This window comes from Streptomyces sp. NBC_01622 (assembly GCF_045209635.1).
GTDB lineage: Bacteria > Actinomycetota > Actinomycetes > Streptomycetales > Streptomycetaceae > Streptomyces.
Window position 1 is genome coordinate 7,010,690 of the sequence record NZ_CP109293.1, and the last position, 17,363, is coordinate 7,028,052.

The window sequence follows — 17,363 nt, forward strand, 5'->3', positions numbered from 1 at the left end:
GTGGACCGGACGTTGGGATACTGGACGCCATGACACGCCTGATCCTCGCCACCCGCAACGCCGGGAAAATCACCGAACTCAGGACGATCCTCGCCGACGCGGGACTGCCCCACGAACTGATCGGCGCCGAGTCCTACCCCGACATCCCCGACGTCAAGGAAACAGGCATCACCTTCGCCGAGAACGCGCTGCTGAAGGCCCACGCCCTGGCGCAGGCAACAGGCCTCCCCGCGGTCGCCGACGACTCCGGCCTCTGCGTCGACGTCCTGAACGGCGCGCCGGGCATCTTCTCGGCCCGCTGGTCCGGCACCCACGGCGACGACAAGGCCAACCTGAACCTCCTCCTGGCCCAGCTCTCGGACATCGCCGACGAACACAGGGGCGCGCACTTCGCGTGCGCGGCGGCGCTTGCGTTGCCGGACGGCACGGAACGGGTGGTCGAGGGGCAGTTGCGGGGCGTGCTGAGGCACGCGCCGACCGGCACGAACGGCTTCGGCTACGACCCGATCCTCCAGCCGGAGGGGGACACGCGGACCTGCGCGGAGCTTACGGCGGAGGAGAAGAACGCGATCAGCCATCGGGGGAAGGCGTTTCGGGCGTTGGTGCCGGTGGTGCGGGAGTTGTTGGGCTGAACGGAAACGGCCTGCGCATCGATCCTTTGATACGCAGGCCGTCTGTGTGCGGCGGAAGGGATTCGAACCCTCAAGCCCGATCAAGGGCCACAGATCCTAAGTCTGCTGTGTCACCATTGCACCACCGCCGCTAGCTGTCTGTCATCGTACCGGGAGTCGCCTGCAGCCTTGAACGAAGGCTATGCTGAACCTCTCTGAAGCCTCCCAAGGTGCGGACTCTTGTCCTCCCGGGAGGCTTTTTTCATGACCAAGACCTCTTCCACGACAGTGGACATACGCCCAGCCACCCCCGCCGACCGCCCCACCGTCGAGCGGCTCTGGCTGATGTTCCGGCACGACCTGTCCGAGTTCGACACCGCGGCGGAGCCCCAACTGCCCAACCCCGACGGCACGTTCCGCAGCGAGCGGGTGGACGCGGCGTTCGGTGGGGGTGGGGACGACTGGGCGCCGTATCTCTTCCTCAGGGGGGAGCGGCCCGTCGGGTTCGCGTTCGTGCGGGGGCTCAGTGGGCCCACTCGCGTGCTCAACAGCTTCTTCGTGGTGCGGGGAGTCCGGCGCGGCGGGGTGGGGCTGCGGGCTGTCCAGGATGTCGTACGGCGGCACCCGGGCCGTTGGGAGATCGCGTTTCAGGACGCCAATCCGGGGGCCGTGGCGTTCTGGCGGCGGGTCGGTGAGGACCTTGCCCCGGGGGAGTGGAACGAGGAGCGCAGGCCGGTGCCTCAGCGGGCCGACCTGCCTCCCGATGTGTGGATCTCGTTCAGGTGTGGAGAGGCGACAAGGGGCTAGATACCCAGGTCCTTGATGATCTTCGCCACGTGGCCCGTCGCGCGGACGTTGTACAGCGCGTGCTCGACCTTGCCGGACTCGTCCACGATGATCGTGGAGCGGATCACGCCCATGTAGGTCTTGCCGTAGTTCTTCTTCTCGCCGAAGGCCGCGTAGGCGTCGAGGACCTGCTTGTCGGGGTCCGCGAGGAGGGTGACCTTGAGGTTCTCCTTCTCGCGGAACTTGGCGAGCTTCTCCGGCTTGTCGGGGGAGATGCCGATGACGTCGTACCCGGCGCCGGCCAGCACCTCCAGGTTGTCCGTGAAGTCGCAGGCCTGCTTGGTGCAGCCGGGCGTCAGGGCCGCCGGGTAGAAGTAGACGATGACCTTGCGGCCCTTGTGGTCGGCGAGGGACACCTCGTTGCCGTCGGCGTCGGGGAGCGTGAAGGCGGGGGCAACGTCCCCGGGCTGGAGTCGTTCACTCATCGCGCTAGCGTAACCGGGGGTGCTGACAGTGCACTGCGCGCGAGAGCTGACAGACTGTCCGGCACAAGCACCAGCAGACTTCGGAGGCCGTACGGTGGCGGACACGTCGAACACGCCGGACACCAGAACCCCGGCGCAGATCGAGGCGGACATCAAGCGTCGCCGCGATGTCCTGGCCGACACGCTCGACGAGATCGGGGTGCGGGTGCACCCGAAGACCATCGTGGGCGACGCGAAGGCCAAGGTCGCGTCCAGCATCGATCACACCCTCGGGAAGGCGTACGTCGGCGTCAACCGGGTCGTGAGTGACGTCAAGGGGCAGTTCGTGGACGACGAGGGCGCGCCGAGGGTGGAGCGGATCGTTCCCGTCGCTCTGGTCGCCGTCGGGGTCGTGGGGCTGTTCGTCCTCGGGTCCCGGCGCGGCAAGGGTCGTAAGGGCTGATTTCGTGGGGTACCCGGCGGCGTACCGACGGGTCCGAGGCAGGTAGGTTCGTGGGCGTGAGCGCCAAGAGAGACGAGCAGAGCACCCAGCACGACAAGCTGCCCATCCGGATGCTGCACGACCGTGTGCTCGTGCGGCAGGACAAGAGCGAGGGCGAGCGGCGTTCGGGCGGCGGGATCCTGATTCCGGCGACGGCCGCGGTCGGGCGGCGGCTGGCCTGGGCCGATGTCGTCGCGGTGGGCCAGAACGTACGGACCGTCGAGCCCGGCGACCGGGTCCTCTACGACCCCGAGGACCGCGCCGAGGTCGAGGTGCGCGGGATCGCCTACGTCCTCATGCGCGAGCGCGACCTGCACGCGGTCGCCGCGGACCGCTTCGAGGGCTCCGAGGACTCGACCGGGCTGTACCTGTAATCCAAGGCTCTGAGGGGCTGGTGACCACGGTCACCAGCCCCTCAAGGCTTTGAAAGAGCCGGTCACTCCTTCTTGCGCGCCGTGCTCTGCGGCCCCGCCGTGGTCCCTCCGGTCGTCGTGCCGCCGGTGGTGCCGTCCGTTGTTGTGCCCGTGGTGCCGCCGGTTGTCGTCGTGCCGGCCGTGGTCGTGCCCGTGGTGCCGCCGGTGGTGGTCGTGCCGCCGTCCGTCGTGGTGCCTGTGGTGCCGCCGGTCGTCGTGGTGCCGCCGTCGGTGGTGGTCGTGCCTCCGGTGGTGGTGCCGCCGTCGGTCGTTCCGCCGTCGGTGGTGCCGCCCTGGGTCTGGCCCTGGCCGCCCTGGCCGCCGGTGGTGGTCGTGCCGCCGTTGTCCTGGCCGTCGGTCGTGGACGGCTGGGAGGGCTGGATGCTCGGGGGTGCGACCGTCTCGGCGCCGTCCTGGAGCTGGAGGTCGAAGTCGTTCGCCGGGGTGCCCTTGAGGGCGGACTTGGTGAACTGGGCCCAGATCTCGGCGGGCGCCCCGCCGCCGTTGACGCGGGGGAGGCCCATCGCGCCGTAGAGGGGTTCGTGGGCGGCGGTGGTCGGGTTCTGGCCCATGACGGAGACGACGGTGGCGAGGTCGGGGGTGTAGCCCGCGAACCAGGCCGCCGTGTCCTTCTCCGCTGTGCCGGTCTTGCCGGCCGCCGGGCGGTCGGCGCCCTGCGCGGCGGTCGCGGTGCCGTTGTCGACGACGCTCTCCAGGACGTTGGTCGTGGTGTCGGCGGACTCGCGGCTCACCGCGCGGGTGGTCTTCTGCGCGGGCAGCTTGACCTGGTCGGTGCCGTCCTTGGTGATCTTCGAGATCATCGTGTACGTGTGCCGCTGGCCGTGGTTGGCGAGGGTGGCGTAGGCCTCCGCCATGTCGAGGACGCTCGCGGTGGAGGGGCCGAGCGCGATGGACGGGGTGGCGGTGAGGTCGGGGGTGTCGGCGGGGATGCCGAGGTCGGTCGCGGTCTGCTTGATCTTGGCGGGGCCGACGTCCACGGCCATCTGCGCGTACACCGAGTTGACGGACTTGTCGGTGGCGGTGCGGACGGTGATGTCGCCGTAGGAGGCGCCGTCCTCGTTCTCGGGGGCGTAGGAGCCGCCGCTCCAGCCTTCCACGGGGCGTTTGTCGGTGCCGTCGTAGTAGGTATTGGGGGTGATGGTCTGGCCGTCCTGGGTCTGCGAGTCGTTCTGGATCGCGGAGGCGAGGACGAACGGCTTGAAGGTGGAGCCGACTTGGAAGTCGCCGCGGGTGGCGCCGTTCGTGTACTGCTTGACGTAGTCGATGCCGCCGTACATCGCGACGATCTGTCCGGTCTTGGGGTCGACCGAAGCGCCGCCCGCGCGCACGTAGTTGTCGACCTTGCGGCTCTTCTTGCCGAGCTTGGACATGAGTTGGTCGTCGACGGCCTTCACGAAGGCGTCCTGCTTGCTCTTCTGCAGGGTGGTGGTGATGCGGTAGCCGCCGGCTTCGAGGGTGTCCGCGTCGATGATCTTGTTGGTGGCGAGGTAGTCCTTGATCGCGGTGACGATGTAGCCGCGCTGGCCGGACATGCTGGTCGAGGCGCTGGCCTCCTTCGGCATGGGGAACTTCATGCCGGTGCGTGCGGACTGGGTGAGCCAGCCCTTCTTGACCATGCCGTCGAGGACGTAGTTCCAACGGGCCACCGCCGCGGCCTTGTTCTCCGGATGCGCTACGACGTCGTACTCGCTCGGCGCGTTCAGCAGCGCGGCGAGATAGGCGCCGCGGCCGGCGTCGAGGTCGACGGCGTCCTTGCCGTAGTAGGCCTGGGCGGCGGCCTGGATGCCGTAGGCGTTGCGGCCGAAGTAGCTGGTGTTGAGGTAGCCCTCCAGGATCTGGGACTTGGACTCCTCGCGGTCCAGCTTGACCGAGATGAAGAACTCCTTCACCTTTCGGGTGACGGTCTGTTCCTGGCCCAGGTAGTGGTTCTTGACGTACTGCTGGGTGATCGTGGAGCCGGACTGGGTGCCCTTGCCGGTGGCGGTGTTCCAGGCGGCGCGGACCATCGCCTTCGGGTCGACGGCGGACTCGGAGAAGAAGTCCCGGTCCTCGGCGGCCAGTACGGCGTGCTGGGCGTTGGCGGAGACCTGGTCGAGTCCGACGTTCTCGCGGTTGACCTCGCCGTCGCGGGCGAGTTGGGTGCCGTCCGCGTAGAGGTACACGTTGGACTGCTTGGTGGCGAGCGCGTTGGCGGGCGGGATCTTGACCAGCGAGTAGCCGAGGTAGAACGCGCCGATCAGCAGCGCCACGAGCACGACGACCCCGGCGAGCGTCATCCGCCAGGTCGGGATGATCCTGCGCCACCCGGTGCGCTTGGGCCGCTTGGGCTTCTCGCCCCCGGATGCCCCGGGCGCCTTGGGTGCGGCAGCCGCTTCCGGCTCTCTCGGTGCCCAGCCCTGCTCGGGCTGCTGCGGCTGCGGCTGGTCGCTCATGTCGTGCACGGACTCCTGTTTCGCGTCGTACTGTCCCGTACGGCCCCGCATGTTCCCATACGGTCGCGTATGTTCCTGTACGGCCTTGTGCGCTTCTGCGCCCCCAGACGAAGACTCTCGCACCATGCGTTCCGTTCCCGCCGATCGGCACGCACTTGCCCGGAAAATGCGTGGCGTGCGTCACCACCTGCGCACTAGGCTCCTGCGCTTCGGTGTCAAGACGTGGTGGAGGGTGGGTTTCTGGTGGGTGCTGGGCGGTTGTACGCGGCCGTCGCGGCGGGGGGTTTCAGGCGGTACGCGACGTATCGGGCGGCGACGCTCGCCGGGGTGTTCACCAACACCGTGTTCGGCGTGGTCCTCGTCTACACCTATCTGGCGCTGTGGGACGAGCGCCCGCATCTCGGGGGCTACGACCAGGCGCAGGCGGTGACCTATGTGTGGCTGGGGCAGTGTCTGTACGCGACGCTGGCGATCCAGGGCGGCGGGTTCGAGAAGGATCTGATGGAGCGCATCCGTACGGGTGACATCGCCGTCGACCTGTACCGGCCGGCCGATCTCCAACTGTGGTGGCTGGCAAGCGACTTCGGGCGGGCGCTGTTCCAGATGCTGGGGCGGGGCGTGATCCCGTTCACCGTCGGCGCGCTGTTCTTCAAGATGGCGCTGCCCACGGACGTCGGCTCCTGGGCGGCTCTGCTGGTGGCGCTGCTCCTGGCCATGGCCGTCAGTTTCGGCATCCGCTATCTGGCCGCGCTGAGCACGTTCTGGCTGCTGGACGGCACCGGCGTCAACCAGGCCACGATGATCCTGGGGATCTTCTGCTCGGGCATGGTGCTCCCGCTGAACGCCTTCCCGGGCCTGCTCGGCGAGGTCGTACGGGCCCTGCCGTGGGCGGCACAGCTCCAGATGCCGGCGGACGTGCTGATGGGGAAGACGGCCCCGCTCCACGCGTACGCCTTCCAGGCGGCCTGGGCGGTGGCGCTGCTCGCGGCGGGGCGGCTGCTGCAGTCGGTGGCTACGCGAAGGGTGGTGGTGCAGGGTGGCTGAGACAGTGGCTGAGAGTGTCCAACTGCACGACAGCACACGGGAGTTGCCCCGCTGGCGTGAGGGGCTGCGCGCCTACGGGCTGATCGCCGGGATGTGGGTCCGGTCGAGCATGACCTACCGCGCCTCCTTCGTCATCACGGTCGTCGGCAACCTGCTGGTGACCGGTCTGGACTTCGCCACGATCCTGCTGATGTTCTCGCGGGTCGACTCGCTGGGCGGCTGGTCGCTGCCCGAAGTCGCCTTCCTGTACGGCCTGTCGGCGACCGCGTTCGGGATCTCCGACCTGGTCCTCGGCTCGATGGACGTGCTCGGCACCCGCATCCGCGACGGCTCCTTCGACACGTTGCTGGTGCGCCCGGCGCCGGTGCTGGCGCAGATCGGCGCGGACCATTTCGCGCTGCGCCGGCTGGGCCGGATCACCCAGGGCGGCCTGGTGCTGGGGTACGCGCTGCTGAGCGTCGACGTCAACTGGACCGCCGGGAAGCTGCTGTTGGTGCCGGTGATGCTGATCTGCGGGGCGGCGATCTTCGGTGCCCTGTTCGTGGCGGGCGCGGCCTTCCAGATCCTGGCGCAGGACGCGGCCGAGGTGCAGAACGCGTTCACGTACGGCGGCAACACCCTGCTGTCGTATCCGCCGGTGGTGTTCGGCAAGGACTTTGTGCGGGGCGTGACCTTCATGCTGCCGCTCGCCTTCGTCAACTGGGTGCCCGCGTCCTATGTGCTGGGGCGGCCGTACCCGCTGGATCTGCCGCCGGGCGCGGAGTTCGCCTCGCCGCTGGTGGCGCTCGTCTGCTGTGCGCTGGCCGGGCTGGCCTGGCGGGCGGGGCTCAAGTCGTACCGAAGCACCGGGAGTTGAAGGTGACAGAGCAGGCGTTCATCGAGCTGGACCGCGTCGAGAAGGTCTTCGACGTGCGCAAGAAGACCGGGTTCATGAAACGGGAGCGGCGCCAGGTGCGGGCCGTCGACTCGATCTCCTTCGCCGTGGCGCGCGGTGAGATGGTCGGCTACATCGGGCCGAACGGCGCCGGGAAGTCGACCACCATCAAGATGCTGACCGGCATCCTCACCCCGTCCGGGGGCCGGCTGCGGGTGGCCGGCATCGACCCGTCCCGCGAGCGCACCCGTCTCGCGCACCGCATCGGCGTGGTGTTCGGGCAGCGCACGACCCTGTGGTGGGACCTCCCGCTGATCGACTCGTACAAGCTGATGCACCGCATGTACCGCATCCCGGACGCCCGTTACGCCGCGAACCTCGGCCGCTGTGTCGAACTCCTCGAACTGGGGGCCCTGTTGGACGTCCCCGTACGTCAACTCTCCCTGGGGCAGCGGATGCGGGGCGACATCGCGGCGGCGCTGCTGCACGACCCCGAGGTGCTCTACCTCGACGAGCCGACCATCGGCCTGGACGTCATCTCCAAGGCCAAAGTGCGGGAGTTCCTGCGGGAGTTGAACGCCGAGCGCGGCACCACGGTCCTGCTCACCACCCATGACCTCCAGGACATCGAGCAGTTGTGCTCGCGGGTGATGGTCATCGACCACGGCCGCCTGATGTACGACGGTCCGCTCACCGGCCTGCACGAGGCGGGGGAGAGCGAGCGGACGCTCGTGGTGGACCTGGAGCGGGAGTTGCCCCCGATCGAGGTGCCGGACGCGCGGACGGTGAAGGTGGAGGGACCGCGGCAGTGGCTGACGTTCCCGGCCTCGGCGTCGGCGGCCCCGCTGGTGGCACGGATCGCGGCGGAGTACCCGATGGTGGACCTGTCGGTGCGGGAACCGGACATCGAGGCGGTGATCGCCAAGATGCTGTACTCAATGGGGGACACCCCCAAACCCCCGTCCGAGCAGGCGGAGAAGGCGGTGTCGTAGTCCCCCGCAGCCCTCCGTCGAGCGGTCTTGCAGCCGCTCATGGCTCTTCTCCGAGCGACCTCGTAGGCTGCCCTGTATGACCGACGACGCAGTCCCGGAGCTCCGCGCATCCGACGCCGACCGTGAGCGAGTCGCCGAGGTCCTGCGCGACGCCGTCGCCGAAGGCCGGCTCGACATGGAGGAGTTCGAGGAGCGTCTTGAGGCGACGTACAAGGCGCGGACGTACGGCGAACTGACCCCCATCACGGCCGACCTGCCGGCCCCCGGGGTGACCCCGCCGCCGGTGAACATGGTCAAGGAGCCGGTGGAGAGCGGGAGTTGGGCAGGGCGGATCGTCGGCGGCGAAGGGTCCTCGACCGCCGCCGTGGCCATCATGTCCGGATTCCAGCGCAAGGGACGCTGGACGGTTCCCAAGCGGTTCACCGCCGTCGCCTTCTGGGGCGGCGGCGAGATCGACCTGCGCGAGGCGAACTTCGCGGACCGCGAGGTCGAGATCAACTGCATCGCGATCATGGGCGGTGCGCAGATCATCGTGCCGCCGGGCGTCGAGGTCGTCGTGCGCGGCATCGGCATCATGGGCGGCTTCGACCACAGCCAGGAGGGCGTGCCGGGCGACCCCGGCGCCCCGCGCGTGATCGTCACGGGCTTCGCCTTCTGGGGCGGGGTCGGCGTGGAACGCAAGCTCCCCCGGGCCGAACGCCAGCGGCTCAAGGAGGAGCGGCGCCGGCAGAAACTGGAGGGCGGTTCCTCGACGAAGGAGCTCTACGGCTCCCACCGCGACGCCCTGTCCGGCGGCCTGCACGACGCCCACCGCGAGGCCATGGAGGAGCACCGCGAGGCGATGCGCCGCCGGCACGAGGAGCGGCGGGAACGGCACGAGGAGCGTCGCGAGCGGCACCGGGAGCGGCGGGAGCGCAGGCATCGCGACTGGGACTGACGGGGACTGATCGGGACTGGTCCGCCGGCTCACAACCGGGCGGGGACCGCGCCCTTGAGGTCCGTCAGGTCGATGGTGTCGGCCATTTTGCGGTAGCCCCGGTCGCCGGGGTGGAGATGGTCGCCCGAGTCGTACTCGGGGGCGTACCTGCGGGGGGCGTACGGGTCGCGCAGCGCCTTGTCGAAGTCGACGACGGCGTCGTACACCGTGCCGCTCCTGATCTCCGCGTTGACCCGCTGGCGTACGGCGTCCCGGGCCGCCGTGTACCGGGGGTAGCCGCCGAAGGGTGTCAGGGTCGCGCCGACGACCTTGATGCCGTGGGCGTGGGCCTGGCGGACCAGGGTGCGCAGGCCGGCCAGGATCCGGTCGGCGTCGGCGCCGTGCAGGGTGTCGTTGACGCCGAGGTCGAGGACGACGACTTTGACGTTCGGCCGGCCGAGCACATCACGCGCGAAGCGGGTCGGTCCGCTCTGGTTCTCGGCGGGCCGCCCGGCATGGCTCACGAGTATCTGGTTGCCGCTGATGCCCGCGTTGACGACGCTGTAGCGCGGCACGCCCTGCTGTCCGGCCGCCACGGCCGCGCGCAGCCGCTGCGAAAAGGCGTCCGGCCAGCGGCGGTTGGCGCTCACGCTCGAGGTGGAACCGTCGGTTATCGAGTCACCGAACGCGACGACCGTGCCGTTCGCGTCGTGGCTCAGCACGTCCAGCGCGGTCAAGTAGCGCCACACCGAGGTCCGTTGGGTGTACGGCGTGGCGCTCGGGTTCTCGACACGGTCGCCGTCGGCCAGGTAGGAGTTCTGCCGGGCGTACGGGTGGTAGGTGACCGGGCCGGACTCGGCGGGGGCGTAGGTGGTGACCAACACGTCGGCGCCCTGCGGGACTTGGAGGCGGACGGCGTCGCTCAGCATCTGCTGCCCGGCCGGGACGGTGACGGAGGTGGCGCCGCCGAAGGCCAGCCGGCGCATGGTGCCCGGGGCGGCGGCGGAGCTGTTGTGGCCGGCCGCGAGGGCGATCGAGGCGTGGGTGACGGTCAGTGGGGACTGGCCGTAGAGGTTGGAGAGGGTGATCCGGGCGCTCGTCCCGGCGGCGCTCGTGTGGACGACGTTGCGCACCGAGCGGCCCGCCATGCCCACCGGCTCGGTGCCGGGCTCACCGCCCACCGGGGCGGCGGACCAGGCGCCGACCCAGGTACCGGCCGAGGCGGGGGCGGCGGAGTGGGCACGGGCGGAGTTCGTCCCGTCGTCGCGGGTTCCGTCACCGGCGGAGACACCGACGTATATGCAGACGGAAACGGCCACGATCAGGGTGATGATCGCGGACAGCAGGGCATAACCACGACGCTCGGTCACGCGGTGCGGATCTCCTCGGGTGAGTGGCAGGCCCCTGCCATTTTGCCCTTTCGGGTGACGGTGGGAACTCCTGTTCCGTTCCGGGAGTCGGTCAGGAAGGGACAATATGCACGGTACCGGCGAACGGGTGGAGCGGGTGGATCGAGTGGAACGTACCGAATTGGGCACCGAGAGTGACGGTTCCCGCCGCACGATGACCACGTTCAGCGCGGCCGACGAGGAGAAGCAGCGCGGCGTACGCCGGATGAAGTTGACCGCGCTGGCCCTGCTGCTCTTCGTGGCCGTCGTGTACGTGCTCGCCAAGTGGGCGTCGAACTCGGGCGCGGGCCCCTGGGCGGGCTATGTCGCCGCGGCGGCCGAGGCCGGCATGGTCGGCGCGATGGCCGATTGGTTCGCGGTCACCGCGCTCTTCCGCCACCCGCTCGGCCTGCCCATCCCGCACACCGCGATCATCCCCAACAAGAAGGACCAACTGGGCGTCTCCCTGGGCGAGTTCGTCGGCGAGAACTTCCTCTCCGAGGAGGTCGTACGGCAGCGGCTGCGCGCGGTCGGCATCGGCAGCCGGCTCGGCGCCTGGCTGGCCGTACCGGACCACGCCGACCGGGTGACGGCGGAACTGTCGGCCGCCCTCCGCGGCGCCCTCACCGTGCTGCGCGACTCCGACGTCCAGGCCGTGGTCGGCGAGGCGATCACCCGCCGCGCCGACGCCCAGGAGATCGCCCCCGGCATCGGCAAGATGCTGGAGAAGATCGTCGCCGACGGCGGTCACAAGCGGGTCGTCGACCTCATCGTCACGCGCGCGCACGACTGGCTGGTCCTGCACGACGAGCAGGTCATGGACGCCGTCGAGGGCGGCGCGCCCGGCTGGACCCCGAGGTTCGTCGACAAGCGGATCGGCGAGCGCGTCTACAAGGAGTTGCTCCGCTTCGTCACCGAGATGCGCGATATGCCCTCCCACCCGGCCCGCGGCGCCCTGGACCGCTTCCTCGGCGACTTCGCCGCCGACCTCCAGTCGGACACGGAGACCCGTGCGCGGGTGGAACGCCTCAAGGGCGAGGTCCTCGGCCGCGGCGAGGTCCAGGACCTGATCGCCAGCGCCTGGACGTCCGTACGCTCGATGATCGTGTCGGCCGCCGAGGACGAACGCAGTGAGCTACGGCTGCGGGTGCGGGCGTCCCTGCTGTCGCTCGGCGCGCGGATGGCGGTCGAACCGAAGCTCCAGGAGAAGGTCGACGGCTGGGTCGAGGGCGCCGCGGTGTACGTCGTCACCACCTACCGCAAGGAGATCACCTCCCTGATCACGGACACGGTGGCGAGCTGGGACGCGGAACACACGACCCGCAAGATCGAGGCGAACATCGGCCGCGACCTGCAGTTCATCCGGATCAACGGCACGGTGGTGGGGTCGTTGGCGGGGTTGCTGATCTACACGGTGTCGCGGGTGGTGGGGGTATAGGCGGGGGTGTGGGGGCCGATTGCCTGGGGCACCCGGAGGGCGTTCGCTCGACGAGGAGGACCCCATGGCGAGTGCGAGTGCGAGTGCCGACACCCGGGCCGGGACCGGTCGGACGATCACCTCGTCCATCCCCGCCCGCCTGGACCGCCTCCCGTGGTCCCGCTGGCACTGGACGATCGTCATCGGCCTCGGCACCGTATGGATCCTCGACGGCCTGGAGGTCACGGTCGTCGGCAACATATCGAGCCGCCTCTCCGAGCCCGGCAGCGGCCTGACGATCAGCTCCGGCCAGGTCACCGGCATCGCGGCGGCCCTGTATGTGGCGGGCGCCTGCTCGGGCGCCCTCTTCTGGGGCCACCTCACCGACCGCTACGGCCGTAAAAAACTCTTCATGATCACGCTGATCGTCTACCTCGCGGCGACGGCCCTCACCGCGGCCTCCTTCTCCACCTGGTGGTTCTTCACGTTCCGCTTCCTCACCGGCTTCGGCATCGGCGGCGAGTACGCGGCGATCAACTCCGCGATCGACGAACTGATCCCGGCCTACTGCCGGGGCCGCGTCGGCCTCGTCATCAACGGCAGCTTCTGGGTGGGCGCGGTGGGCGGCTCGCTGCTCTCGATCGTCGCGCTGAACACGAGCCTCTTCGCGGCGGACGTGGGCTGGCGGCTGACCTTCGCGCTGGGCGCCGTACTCGCCCTGGTGATCCTCCTCGTACGACGTCATGTGCCGGAAAGCCCGCGCTGGCTGCTGATCCACGGCCGGGACCGGGAGGCGGACGAGGTGGTGACCTCGATCGAGCGCCGGATCGAGACCGAACAGGGCCACGAACTCCCGCCCGCCGAGGGCGAGATCACCATCCACCAACGCAGGAGCGTCTCGTTCGCCGAGATCGCCCGCACGATCTTCCACGACTACCCCAAGCGCGCGACGCTCGGCTTCTCCCTCTTCATCGGCCAGGCGTTCCTGTACAACGCGATCACGTTCGGCTTCGGCGCGATCCTGACGAAGTTCTTCAACGTGCCGACGGGCAACACGGGTTACTACTTCGCGGTCATCGCCGTGGGCAACTTCATGGGCCCGCTCCTGCTCGGCAAGCTCTTCGACATGGTCGGCCGCCGGGTGATGATCTCGTCGACGTACCTGCTCTCGGGGCTGCTTCTCTTCGGCACGGCCTGGCTGTTCGACCGGGGTTCGCTGAGCGCGTCCACACTGACGGCGTGCTGGTGCGCGGTCCTGTTCTTCGCCTCCGCGGGCGCGTCCAGCGCGTATCTGACGGTCTCGGAGATCTTCCCGATGGAGACCCGGGCGATGTCCATCGCCTTCTTCTACGCCCTCGGCACGGCCGCGGGCGGCATCAGCGGCCCGCTGCTCTTCGCGGACCTCACGGGCACGGGCAAGGTCGCCGACACGGTGCTCGCGTTCCAGATCGGGGCCGGGCTGATGTGCGCGGCGGGGCTGGTGGCGGCGGTGCTGGCGGTACGGGCGGAGCGGCGGTCGTTGGAGGATGTGGCCACGCCGTTGACGGCGGTGGGGTCGGGGCGTGCTGCGGGGGCCGCCGCGCGCCCGGCGTGAGAGGGCGGGCGGATCTGAGTACGCGTACTCTGTCGCGCCCCCTGCCGATGCGGGAACCATCGTACGTATGACCGAGAAGCTGCTGAGCCCCCTGCGGACCCGCCCCTGGCCGGAACGCTGGCTGACCCGCACCCTCGGCGCCGCCCTCGCGTCGGCGGCGTACTTCGTGTGCGTCGCCTGGACGGGGGCGTCCGTCCCGGGCGTGCTGGTCCTCGCGGTGCTCCTGCTGTTCCTGGCGGGCTACCTCGGCCGCCGCGACGAGCCGGCCTGGCCCGTGCTGCTGGTGGCGGTGCCCCCGGCCGGCCTGATGTACGTCACCCACCCGCGGGGCTATGCCAACTGGCCTGACGAGACCGAATGGCCCCAGCAGTGGGCGTTCGCGACGCTCGTGATCGGTGCGGGGGTGCTGGTGGCATCAGCGGTGGGCCGACGTTTCCGCCCGTGCGAGGAGGACTCGGCGGAGGGTGTGCTGTCGGCCCACGGCTGCTGAACTGCCGTAGCGGACGCGCTTCTTGGTGACAGCGCGGGTCTTCGAACTTGAGCGGCGCGACCCTTTCCGGCGGTCGCCGGAGGGGGACCCTCTCCGCGAAAGCGTGACGCCTCGGCGCCGGGTGTCACGCTTTTGCCGGGTCCGTCGGTGTCGCCGACCGACTCAGGCGTGCCGGTCCGCCACCGCCCAGGACGCGACCGCGACTGCGCCCGCGACACCGAGGACCGCGGGCCAGGCGCCGACCTTCTTGGCCAGGGGATGTGACCCGGCGAACGCGGCGACATAGGCGACGGTGAGAGCACCCGCCGCCTTTCCGCCGACCCGCTGCCGCCACTGCTGCGCGGCTGCGGCCCCGGCAACGGCCAGTACGGCCCCGCCCAGTTGACGCTTCTTCGTCCAGCGGGCCACGCCGTACCCGCCCACGAGCCCGCTCGCGGCGACCACCGCGCTGGGGACGTTCGGGACCTTGGCCATGATGTGCCTCTCCGATAGCAGGAAACCCTATTCGCGCGACAAGCATAACCTGTCAAATGCTTAAGTGAATTCTCTGAATTCAGGCCGCATTACTGTGGAACCTGAAACTTATTTTATCCACGTGACGATCCATTGAGATTTCGGTAAGAACGTCGATAATGTTGTCAACAATCGCGCGAACGGCCGGTCGGCGCTCCGCTGACGAGCGGAATCTCTGGAATTACCGAAATCGAAGGAGTCGTTCGTGAGCAGAGACAGAACCCGTTTGGTACGCACCAGAAGGACCTGGCGCGGCATAGCCGGAGCCGTCACCGCAATTGTGCTGGTCGGCGGCGGTTTCGCCGTGGCGAATGCCTCGACGGACACACAGACCGGTAAATCGGCGGCGGGCGTCAAGCGCCCGGTCGACAAGAAGGCCACCGGCGTGGGCGCCGTGGTCAGCGCGGCCAATGAGTTCCTGAACACGCTGGACGCCGACCAGCAGGCGGAGGTCCTGCTGGACTTCTCGCAGGCGAACGCGACCGCGTGGTCGAACCTCCCCTGCGGCTCGACCTGCCGCCCCGGCATCCAGCTCGGTTCACTGACGGACACTCAACTGGCCGCCGCCATGAAGGTGGTGAAGCTGGCCACGGGCACCGGCAAGGGCACCGGGTACGACCAGATCACGCAGATCCTCAAGGCCGACGACGTGCTCAACGCCGCACAGGCCACCAGCTCCGCGGGTCCGGCGCAGTCGGACACCGCGTCGAGCACGGCCTCGGCGGACCCGTCCGCCACGGCCGACCCGTCCGCGAGTTCGACGGCCACCGACGCCCCGACCGACGTCCCGACGGGTACCCCGCCGTCCGGCGGCACCGGAGGCGGCGGAATGGGCGGCTACGGCAGCGGCGTCTACTTCCTCGCGTTCCTCGGCACCCCTTCGACGACCGGCACCTGGCAGCTGCACTTCGGCGGCCACCACCTCGCCGTGAACCAGACCTACAAGAAGGGGAAGGTGGCAGGCGCCAGCCCGTTCTTCGTCGGGGTCGAGCCCAGCAGCTGGACGGCCGACGACGGCACCACGTACTCGCCCCTGGAGGCGCAGCGCAACGGCATGCTCGCGCTGACCGGCAGCCTGAGCACGGAGCAACTGGCCACGGCCAAGCTGTCCGAGTCGTTCAGCGACGTACTCCTCGGCCCGGGTGAGGACGGCCAGTTCCCGGCGACCAAGGAAGGCATCAAGGTCAGCTCGCTGTCGCCCAAGCAGCAGCAGCTGGTCCTGAAGGCCATCCACCCCTGGATCGCCAACGTGGACGACGCCACCGCGAAGAAGCTCATGAAGACGTACGCGCATGAGCTGAACGAGACCTACGTCGGCTACTCCGGCGGCACCGCCCTCGACACCCAGGGCGACTACGTGCGCATCGACGGCCCCGGCGTGTGGATCGAGTTCGTCTGCCAGAACGGCCTCGTCTTCCAGGGCAAGGTCCATTACCACACTGTGTACCGCGACCACACTCGCGACTACGGCAGCGAGTTCACCTTCTCATGACCCGACCGCGAACTTGGCTGACCACAGCGCTTCGCCTGGTGGCCGGGATCGCGATCGCGGTACCGGCGGCGCTCCTCCTCGGAGCGTCGCCGGCCGCCGCGCACCCGATGCCGCACTCGGTGGTCCAGCTCGACGTGTACAAGGACTCGGTCACCGCCCAACTGGCCCTGCCGGTGGGCGACTTCGCGACGGCAAGCGGCATCGACCTCACCACCGTCAAGTCGACGGCCCTCCCCGCCAAGTCGAAGGCGATCCGCACGTACCTCGCCGCACACATCCACCCGACCACCCTCAAGGGCGAGGCATGGCAGGTCGCGATCGGCGCCCTGAGCCTCAGCCGCACCGAGCAGACCTCCACCGGCCCCTACCGCGAGCTGGTGGCCAAGGCCGTACTCACTCCACCACCCGGCGCCGACGTACGGCACTTCACCTTCGACTACGACGTGATCGTGCACCAAGTAGTCACCCACATCACACTGGTGACGGTACGTCAGGACTGGGCGGTCGGCCGGGTCACCGGCGACGGCGCCACCCAGGTGGGCACCATCCGCCTCGACGTCCGCCATATGAAGGTCCCGCCGCTGACGGTCGACCTGGGCAAGGGCAGCGCGTGGCGAGGCTTCGTGGCCATGCTCCAACTCGGCGCCAACCACATCCTCACCGGCACCGACCACCTCCTGTTCCTGCTCATCCTGCTGCTGCCGGCACCGCTGTTGGCAGCCGGGGGCCGCTGGAACGGCGGCCTGGCAGGCCCCCGCGCCGCGCTCACACGCATCGGCCGCATCACTCTCGCGTTCACCGTCGGCCACTCGGCCGCGCTGGCCGCCTCCGCCCTGACCCGCCTCCAGATCCCCGGCCGACCGGTCGAGGCGTTCATCGCGGCGAGCATCCTCGTGGGCGCGGTCCACGCGATCCGCCCGCTCTTCCCTGGCAAGGAAGCCCTCGTGGCCGGCGTCTTCGGCCTCGGTCACGGCATGGCGTTCTCCTTCGTCCTCGCCGAAATGCACCTGTCCACAGGCCAGTTGGCAAGCAGCCTCCTAGCCTTCAACCTGGGCATCGAACTGGTCCAACTCCTGCTGGTCTGCCTGGCGTTGCCCTCCCTGCTGGTACTGGCCCGCCTCCGGGTACAGCCCGCCCTGCGGGTGACCGGCGCGCTGATCACGGCCACGGCGGCCGTCGGCTGGCTGGCGGACCGCCTGGGGCTGCCCAACCCGGTGGCGAGGGCGGCGGACAGTGCGGGATCGCATACGACGGGGATGTTGACGGTGCTTGGGGTGGGGGCGGTGGTGGCGGTCGGCTGGACGCTGGTCACGCGCCAACGCCAACGTCAACGGGGTGGCAGGCTGGCGGAGTTGGGGACAGCGACGTAGCGATGTAGTGACGTAGAAGTTGATGCGGGCCGGGGTGTGTGCTT

The 17,363-nt window shown here is 69.4% G+C and carries 17 protein-coding genes and 1 tRNA gene; 13 read left to right on the top strand and 5 right to left on the bottom strand.

All coding sequences use genetic code 11. The features are described 5' to 3' along the window. Positions 1–29 precede the first annotated feature (29 nt). On the top strand, positions 30–632 hold the full coding sequence (rdgB, locus tag OH768_RS32345; protein ID WP_406459465.1) for an RdgB/HAM1 family non-canonical purine NTP pyrophosphatase: 603 nt from the start codon (positions 30–32) through the stop codon (positions 630–632). A gap of 47 nt (positions 633–679) precedes the next feature. Here the strand turns inward: rdgB and OH768_RS32350 are convergent. Beyond that, positions 680–763: transfer RNA gene (locus OH768_RS32350), tRNA-Leu, on the bottom strand. A 112-nt stretch (positions 764–875) separates the two neighbouring features. On the opposite strand from OH768_RS32350, the gene OH768_RS32355 reads away from it, so the two are divergent. Further along, the gene (locus OH768_RS32355; protein ID WP_406459467.1) at positions 876–1,418 is read left to right on the top strand and encodes a GNAT family N-acetyltransferase; all 543 of its coding nucleotides are present in this window, start codon (positions 876–878) and stop codon (positions 1,416–1,418) included. On the opposite strand, the gene bcp is transcribed toward OH768_RS32355, so the two are convergent. Continuing rightward, entirely contained in the window at positions 1,415–1,882 is a 468-nt protein-coding gene (bcp, locus tag OH768_RS32360) for a thioredoxin-dependent thiol peroxidase (protein ID WP_019065902.1), read from the bottom strand. The genes OH768_RS32355 and bcp overlap by 4 nt on opposite strands. A 94-nt stretch (positions 1,883–1,976) precedes the next feature. On the opposite strand from bcp, the gene OH768_RS32365 reads away from it, so the two are divergent. Then, positions 1,977–2,324 carry a DUF3618 domain-containing protein gene (locus OH768_RS32365; RefSeq protein WP_359607603.1) on the top strand — a complete coding sequence of 116 codons (348 nt, stop codon included), beginning with the start codon at positions 1,977–1,979 and terminating at the stop codon, positions 2,322–2,324. Positions 2,325–2,380: 56 nt separating this feature from the next. After that, positions 2,381–2,737, top strand: a complete 357-nt coding sequence (locus OH768_RS32370; protein ID WP_026178110.1) for a co-chaperone GroES — start codon at positions 2,381–2,383, stop codon at positions 2,735–2,737. Positions 2,738–2,799: 62 nt separating this feature from the next. Here the strand turns inward: OH768_RS32370 and OH768_RS32375 are convergent, their stop codons facing one another. Continuing rightward, on the bottom strand, positions 2,800–5,229 hold the full coding sequence (locus OH768_RS32375) for a transglycosylase domain-containing protein (protein ID WP_406459470.1): 2,430 nt from the start codon (positions 5,227–5,229) through the stop codon (positions 2,800–2,802). 243 nt (positions 5,230–5,472) lie between these two features. Here OH768_RS32375 and OH768_RS32380 point away from each other — a divergent pair, with 243 nt between their 5' ends. The 4 genes from OH768_RS32380 (at position 5,473) to OH768_RS32395 (ending at position 9,076) form a co-directional block, all read left to right on the top strand. Beyond that, positions 5,473–6,273 carry an ABC transporter permease gene (locus tag OH768_RS32380; RefSeq protein WP_406459472.1) on the top strand — a complete coding sequence of 267 codons (801 nt, stop codon included), beginning with the start codon at positions 5,473–5,475 and terminating at the stop codon, positions 6,271–6,273. 91 nt (positions 6,274–6,364) lie between these two features. Next, complete coding sequence (locus OH768_RS32385; protein WP_406465533.1) at positions 6,365–7,129, top strand: ABC transporter permease; 765 nt, start codon at positions 6,365–6,367, stop codon at positions 7,127–7,129. Positions 7,130–7,131: 2 nt separating this feature from the next. Continuing rightward, on the top strand, positions 7,132–8,139 hold the full coding sequence (locus OH768_RS32390; protein WP_406459474.1) for an ATP-binding cassette domain-containing protein: 1,008 nt from the start codon (positions 7,132–7,134) through the stop codon (positions 8,137–8,139). A 76-nt stretch (positions 8,140–8,215) separates the two neighbouring features. Beyond that, on the top strand, positions 8,216–9,076 hold the full coding sequence (locus OH768_RS32395) for a DUF1707 domain-containing protein (protein WP_406459476.1): 861 nt from the start codon (positions 8,216–8,218) through the stop codon (positions 9,074–9,076). A gap of 29 nt (positions 9,077–9,105) precedes the next feature. Here OH768_RS32395 and OH768_RS32400 read toward each other — a convergent pair whose 3' ends face one another. Then, complete coding sequence (locus OH768_RS32400; protein WP_406459478.1) at positions 9,106–10,425, bottom strand: SGNH/GDSL hydrolase family protein; 1,320 nt, start codon at positions 10,423–10,425, stop codon at positions 9,106–9,108. A 106-nt stretch (positions 10,426–10,531) separates the two neighbouring features. Between OH768_RS32400 and OH768_RS32405 the strand changes: the two genes are divergently transcribed. The 3 genes from OH768_RS32405 to OH768_RS32415 all read left to right on the top strand — a co-directional run bounded on the left by OH768_RS32405 (position 10,532) and on the right by OH768_RS32415 (position 13,944). After that, complete coding sequence (locus tag OH768_RS32405; RefSeq protein WP_406459480.1) at positions 10,532–11,881, top strand: DUF445 domain-containing protein; 1,350 nt, start codon at positions 10,532–10,534, stop codon at positions 11,879–11,881. Between the two features lie 64 nt (positions 11,882–11,945). Next, complete coding sequence (locus OH768_RS32410; RefSeq protein ID WP_406459482.1) at positions 11,946–13,454, top strand: MFS transporter; 1,509 nt, start codon at positions 11,946–11,948, stop codon at positions 13,452–13,454. 67 nt (positions 13,455–13,521) lie between these two features. Next, positions 13,522–13,944, top strand: coding sequence for a hypothetical protein (locus tag OH768_RS32415; RefSeq protein WP_406459484.1), 423 nt, complete (start codon positions 13,522–13,524; stop codon positions 13,942–13,944). 162 nt (positions 13,945–14,106) lie between these two features. Here OH768_RS32415 and OH768_RS32420 read toward each other — a convergent pair whose 3' ends face one another. Continuing rightward, positions 14,107–14,418, bottom strand: a complete 312-nt coding sequence (locus OH768_RS32420; protein WP_406459486.1) for a hypothetical protein — start codon at positions 14,416–14,418, stop codon at positions 14,107–14,109. A 244-nt stretch (positions 14,419–14,662) separates the two neighbouring features. On the opposite strand from OH768_RS32420, the gene OH768_RS32425 reads away from it, so the two are divergent. Continuing rightward, entirely contained in the window at positions 14,663–15,949 is a 1,287-nt protein-coding gene (locus tag OH768_RS32425; protein WP_406459488.1) for a DUF3500 domain-containing protein, read from the top strand. Further along, a complete protein-coding gene (locus OH768_RS32430) occupies positions 15,946–17,319 on the top strand; it encodes a HupE/UreJ family protein (RefSeq protein ID WP_406459489.1) in 1,374 nt (457 codons plus the stop codon). The genes OH768_RS32425 and OH768_RS32430 overlap by 4 nt, the downstream gene beginning before the upstream one ends. Positions 17,320–17,363: the final 44 nt, after the last annotated feature.

What these genes read in the sequence shown, in the direction of transcription:
- rdgB (WP_406459465.1), top strand. Translation starts at nt 30, where the DNA reads ATGACACGCCTGATCCTCGCCACCCGCAACGCCGGGAAAATCACCGAA.
- OH768_RS32355 (WP_406459467.1), top strand. Translation starts at nt 876, where the DNA reads ATGACCAAGACCTCTTCCACGACAGTGGACATACGCCCAGCCACCCCC.
- bcp (WP_019065902.1), bottom strand. Translation starts at nt 1,882, where the DNA reads ATGAGTGAACGACTCCAGCCCGGGGACGTTGCCCCCGCCTTCACGCTC.
- OH768_RS32375 (WP_406459470.1), bottom strand. Translation starts at nt 5,229, where the DNA reads ATGAGCGACCAGCCGCAGCCGCAGCAGCCCGAGCAGGGCTGGGCACCG.
- OH768_RS32385 (WP_406465533.1), top strand. Translation starts at nt 6,365, where the DNA reads ATGTGGGTCCGGTCGAGCATGACCTACCGCGCCTCCTTCGTCATCACG.
- OH768_RS32395 (WP_406459476.1), top strand. Translation starts at nt 8,216, where the DNA reads ATGACCGACGACGCAGTCCCGGAGCTCCGCGCATCCGACGCCGACCGT.
- OH768_RS32405 (WP_406459480.1), top strand. Translation starts at nt 10,532, where the DNA reads ATGCACGGTACCGGCGAACGGGTGGAGCGGGTGGATCGAGTGGAACGT.
- OH768_RS32410 (WP_406459482.1), top strand. Translation starts at nt 11,946, where the DNA reads ATGGCGAGTGCGAGTGCGAGTGCCGACACCCGGGCCGGGACCGGTCGG.
- OH768_RS32415 (WP_406459484.1), top strand. Translation starts at nt 13,522, where the DNA reads ATGACCGAGAAGCTGCTGAGCCCCCTGCGGACCCGCCCCTGGCCGGAA.
- OH768_RS32420 (WP_406459486.1), bottom strand. Translation starts at nt 14,418, where the DNA reads ATGGCCAAGGTCCCGAACGTCCCCAGCGCGGTGGTCGCCGCGAGCGGG.
- OH768_RS32430 (WP_406459489.1), top strand. Translation starts at nt 15,946, where the DNA reads ATGACCCGACCGCGAACTTGGCTGACCACAGCGCTTCGCCTGGTGGCC.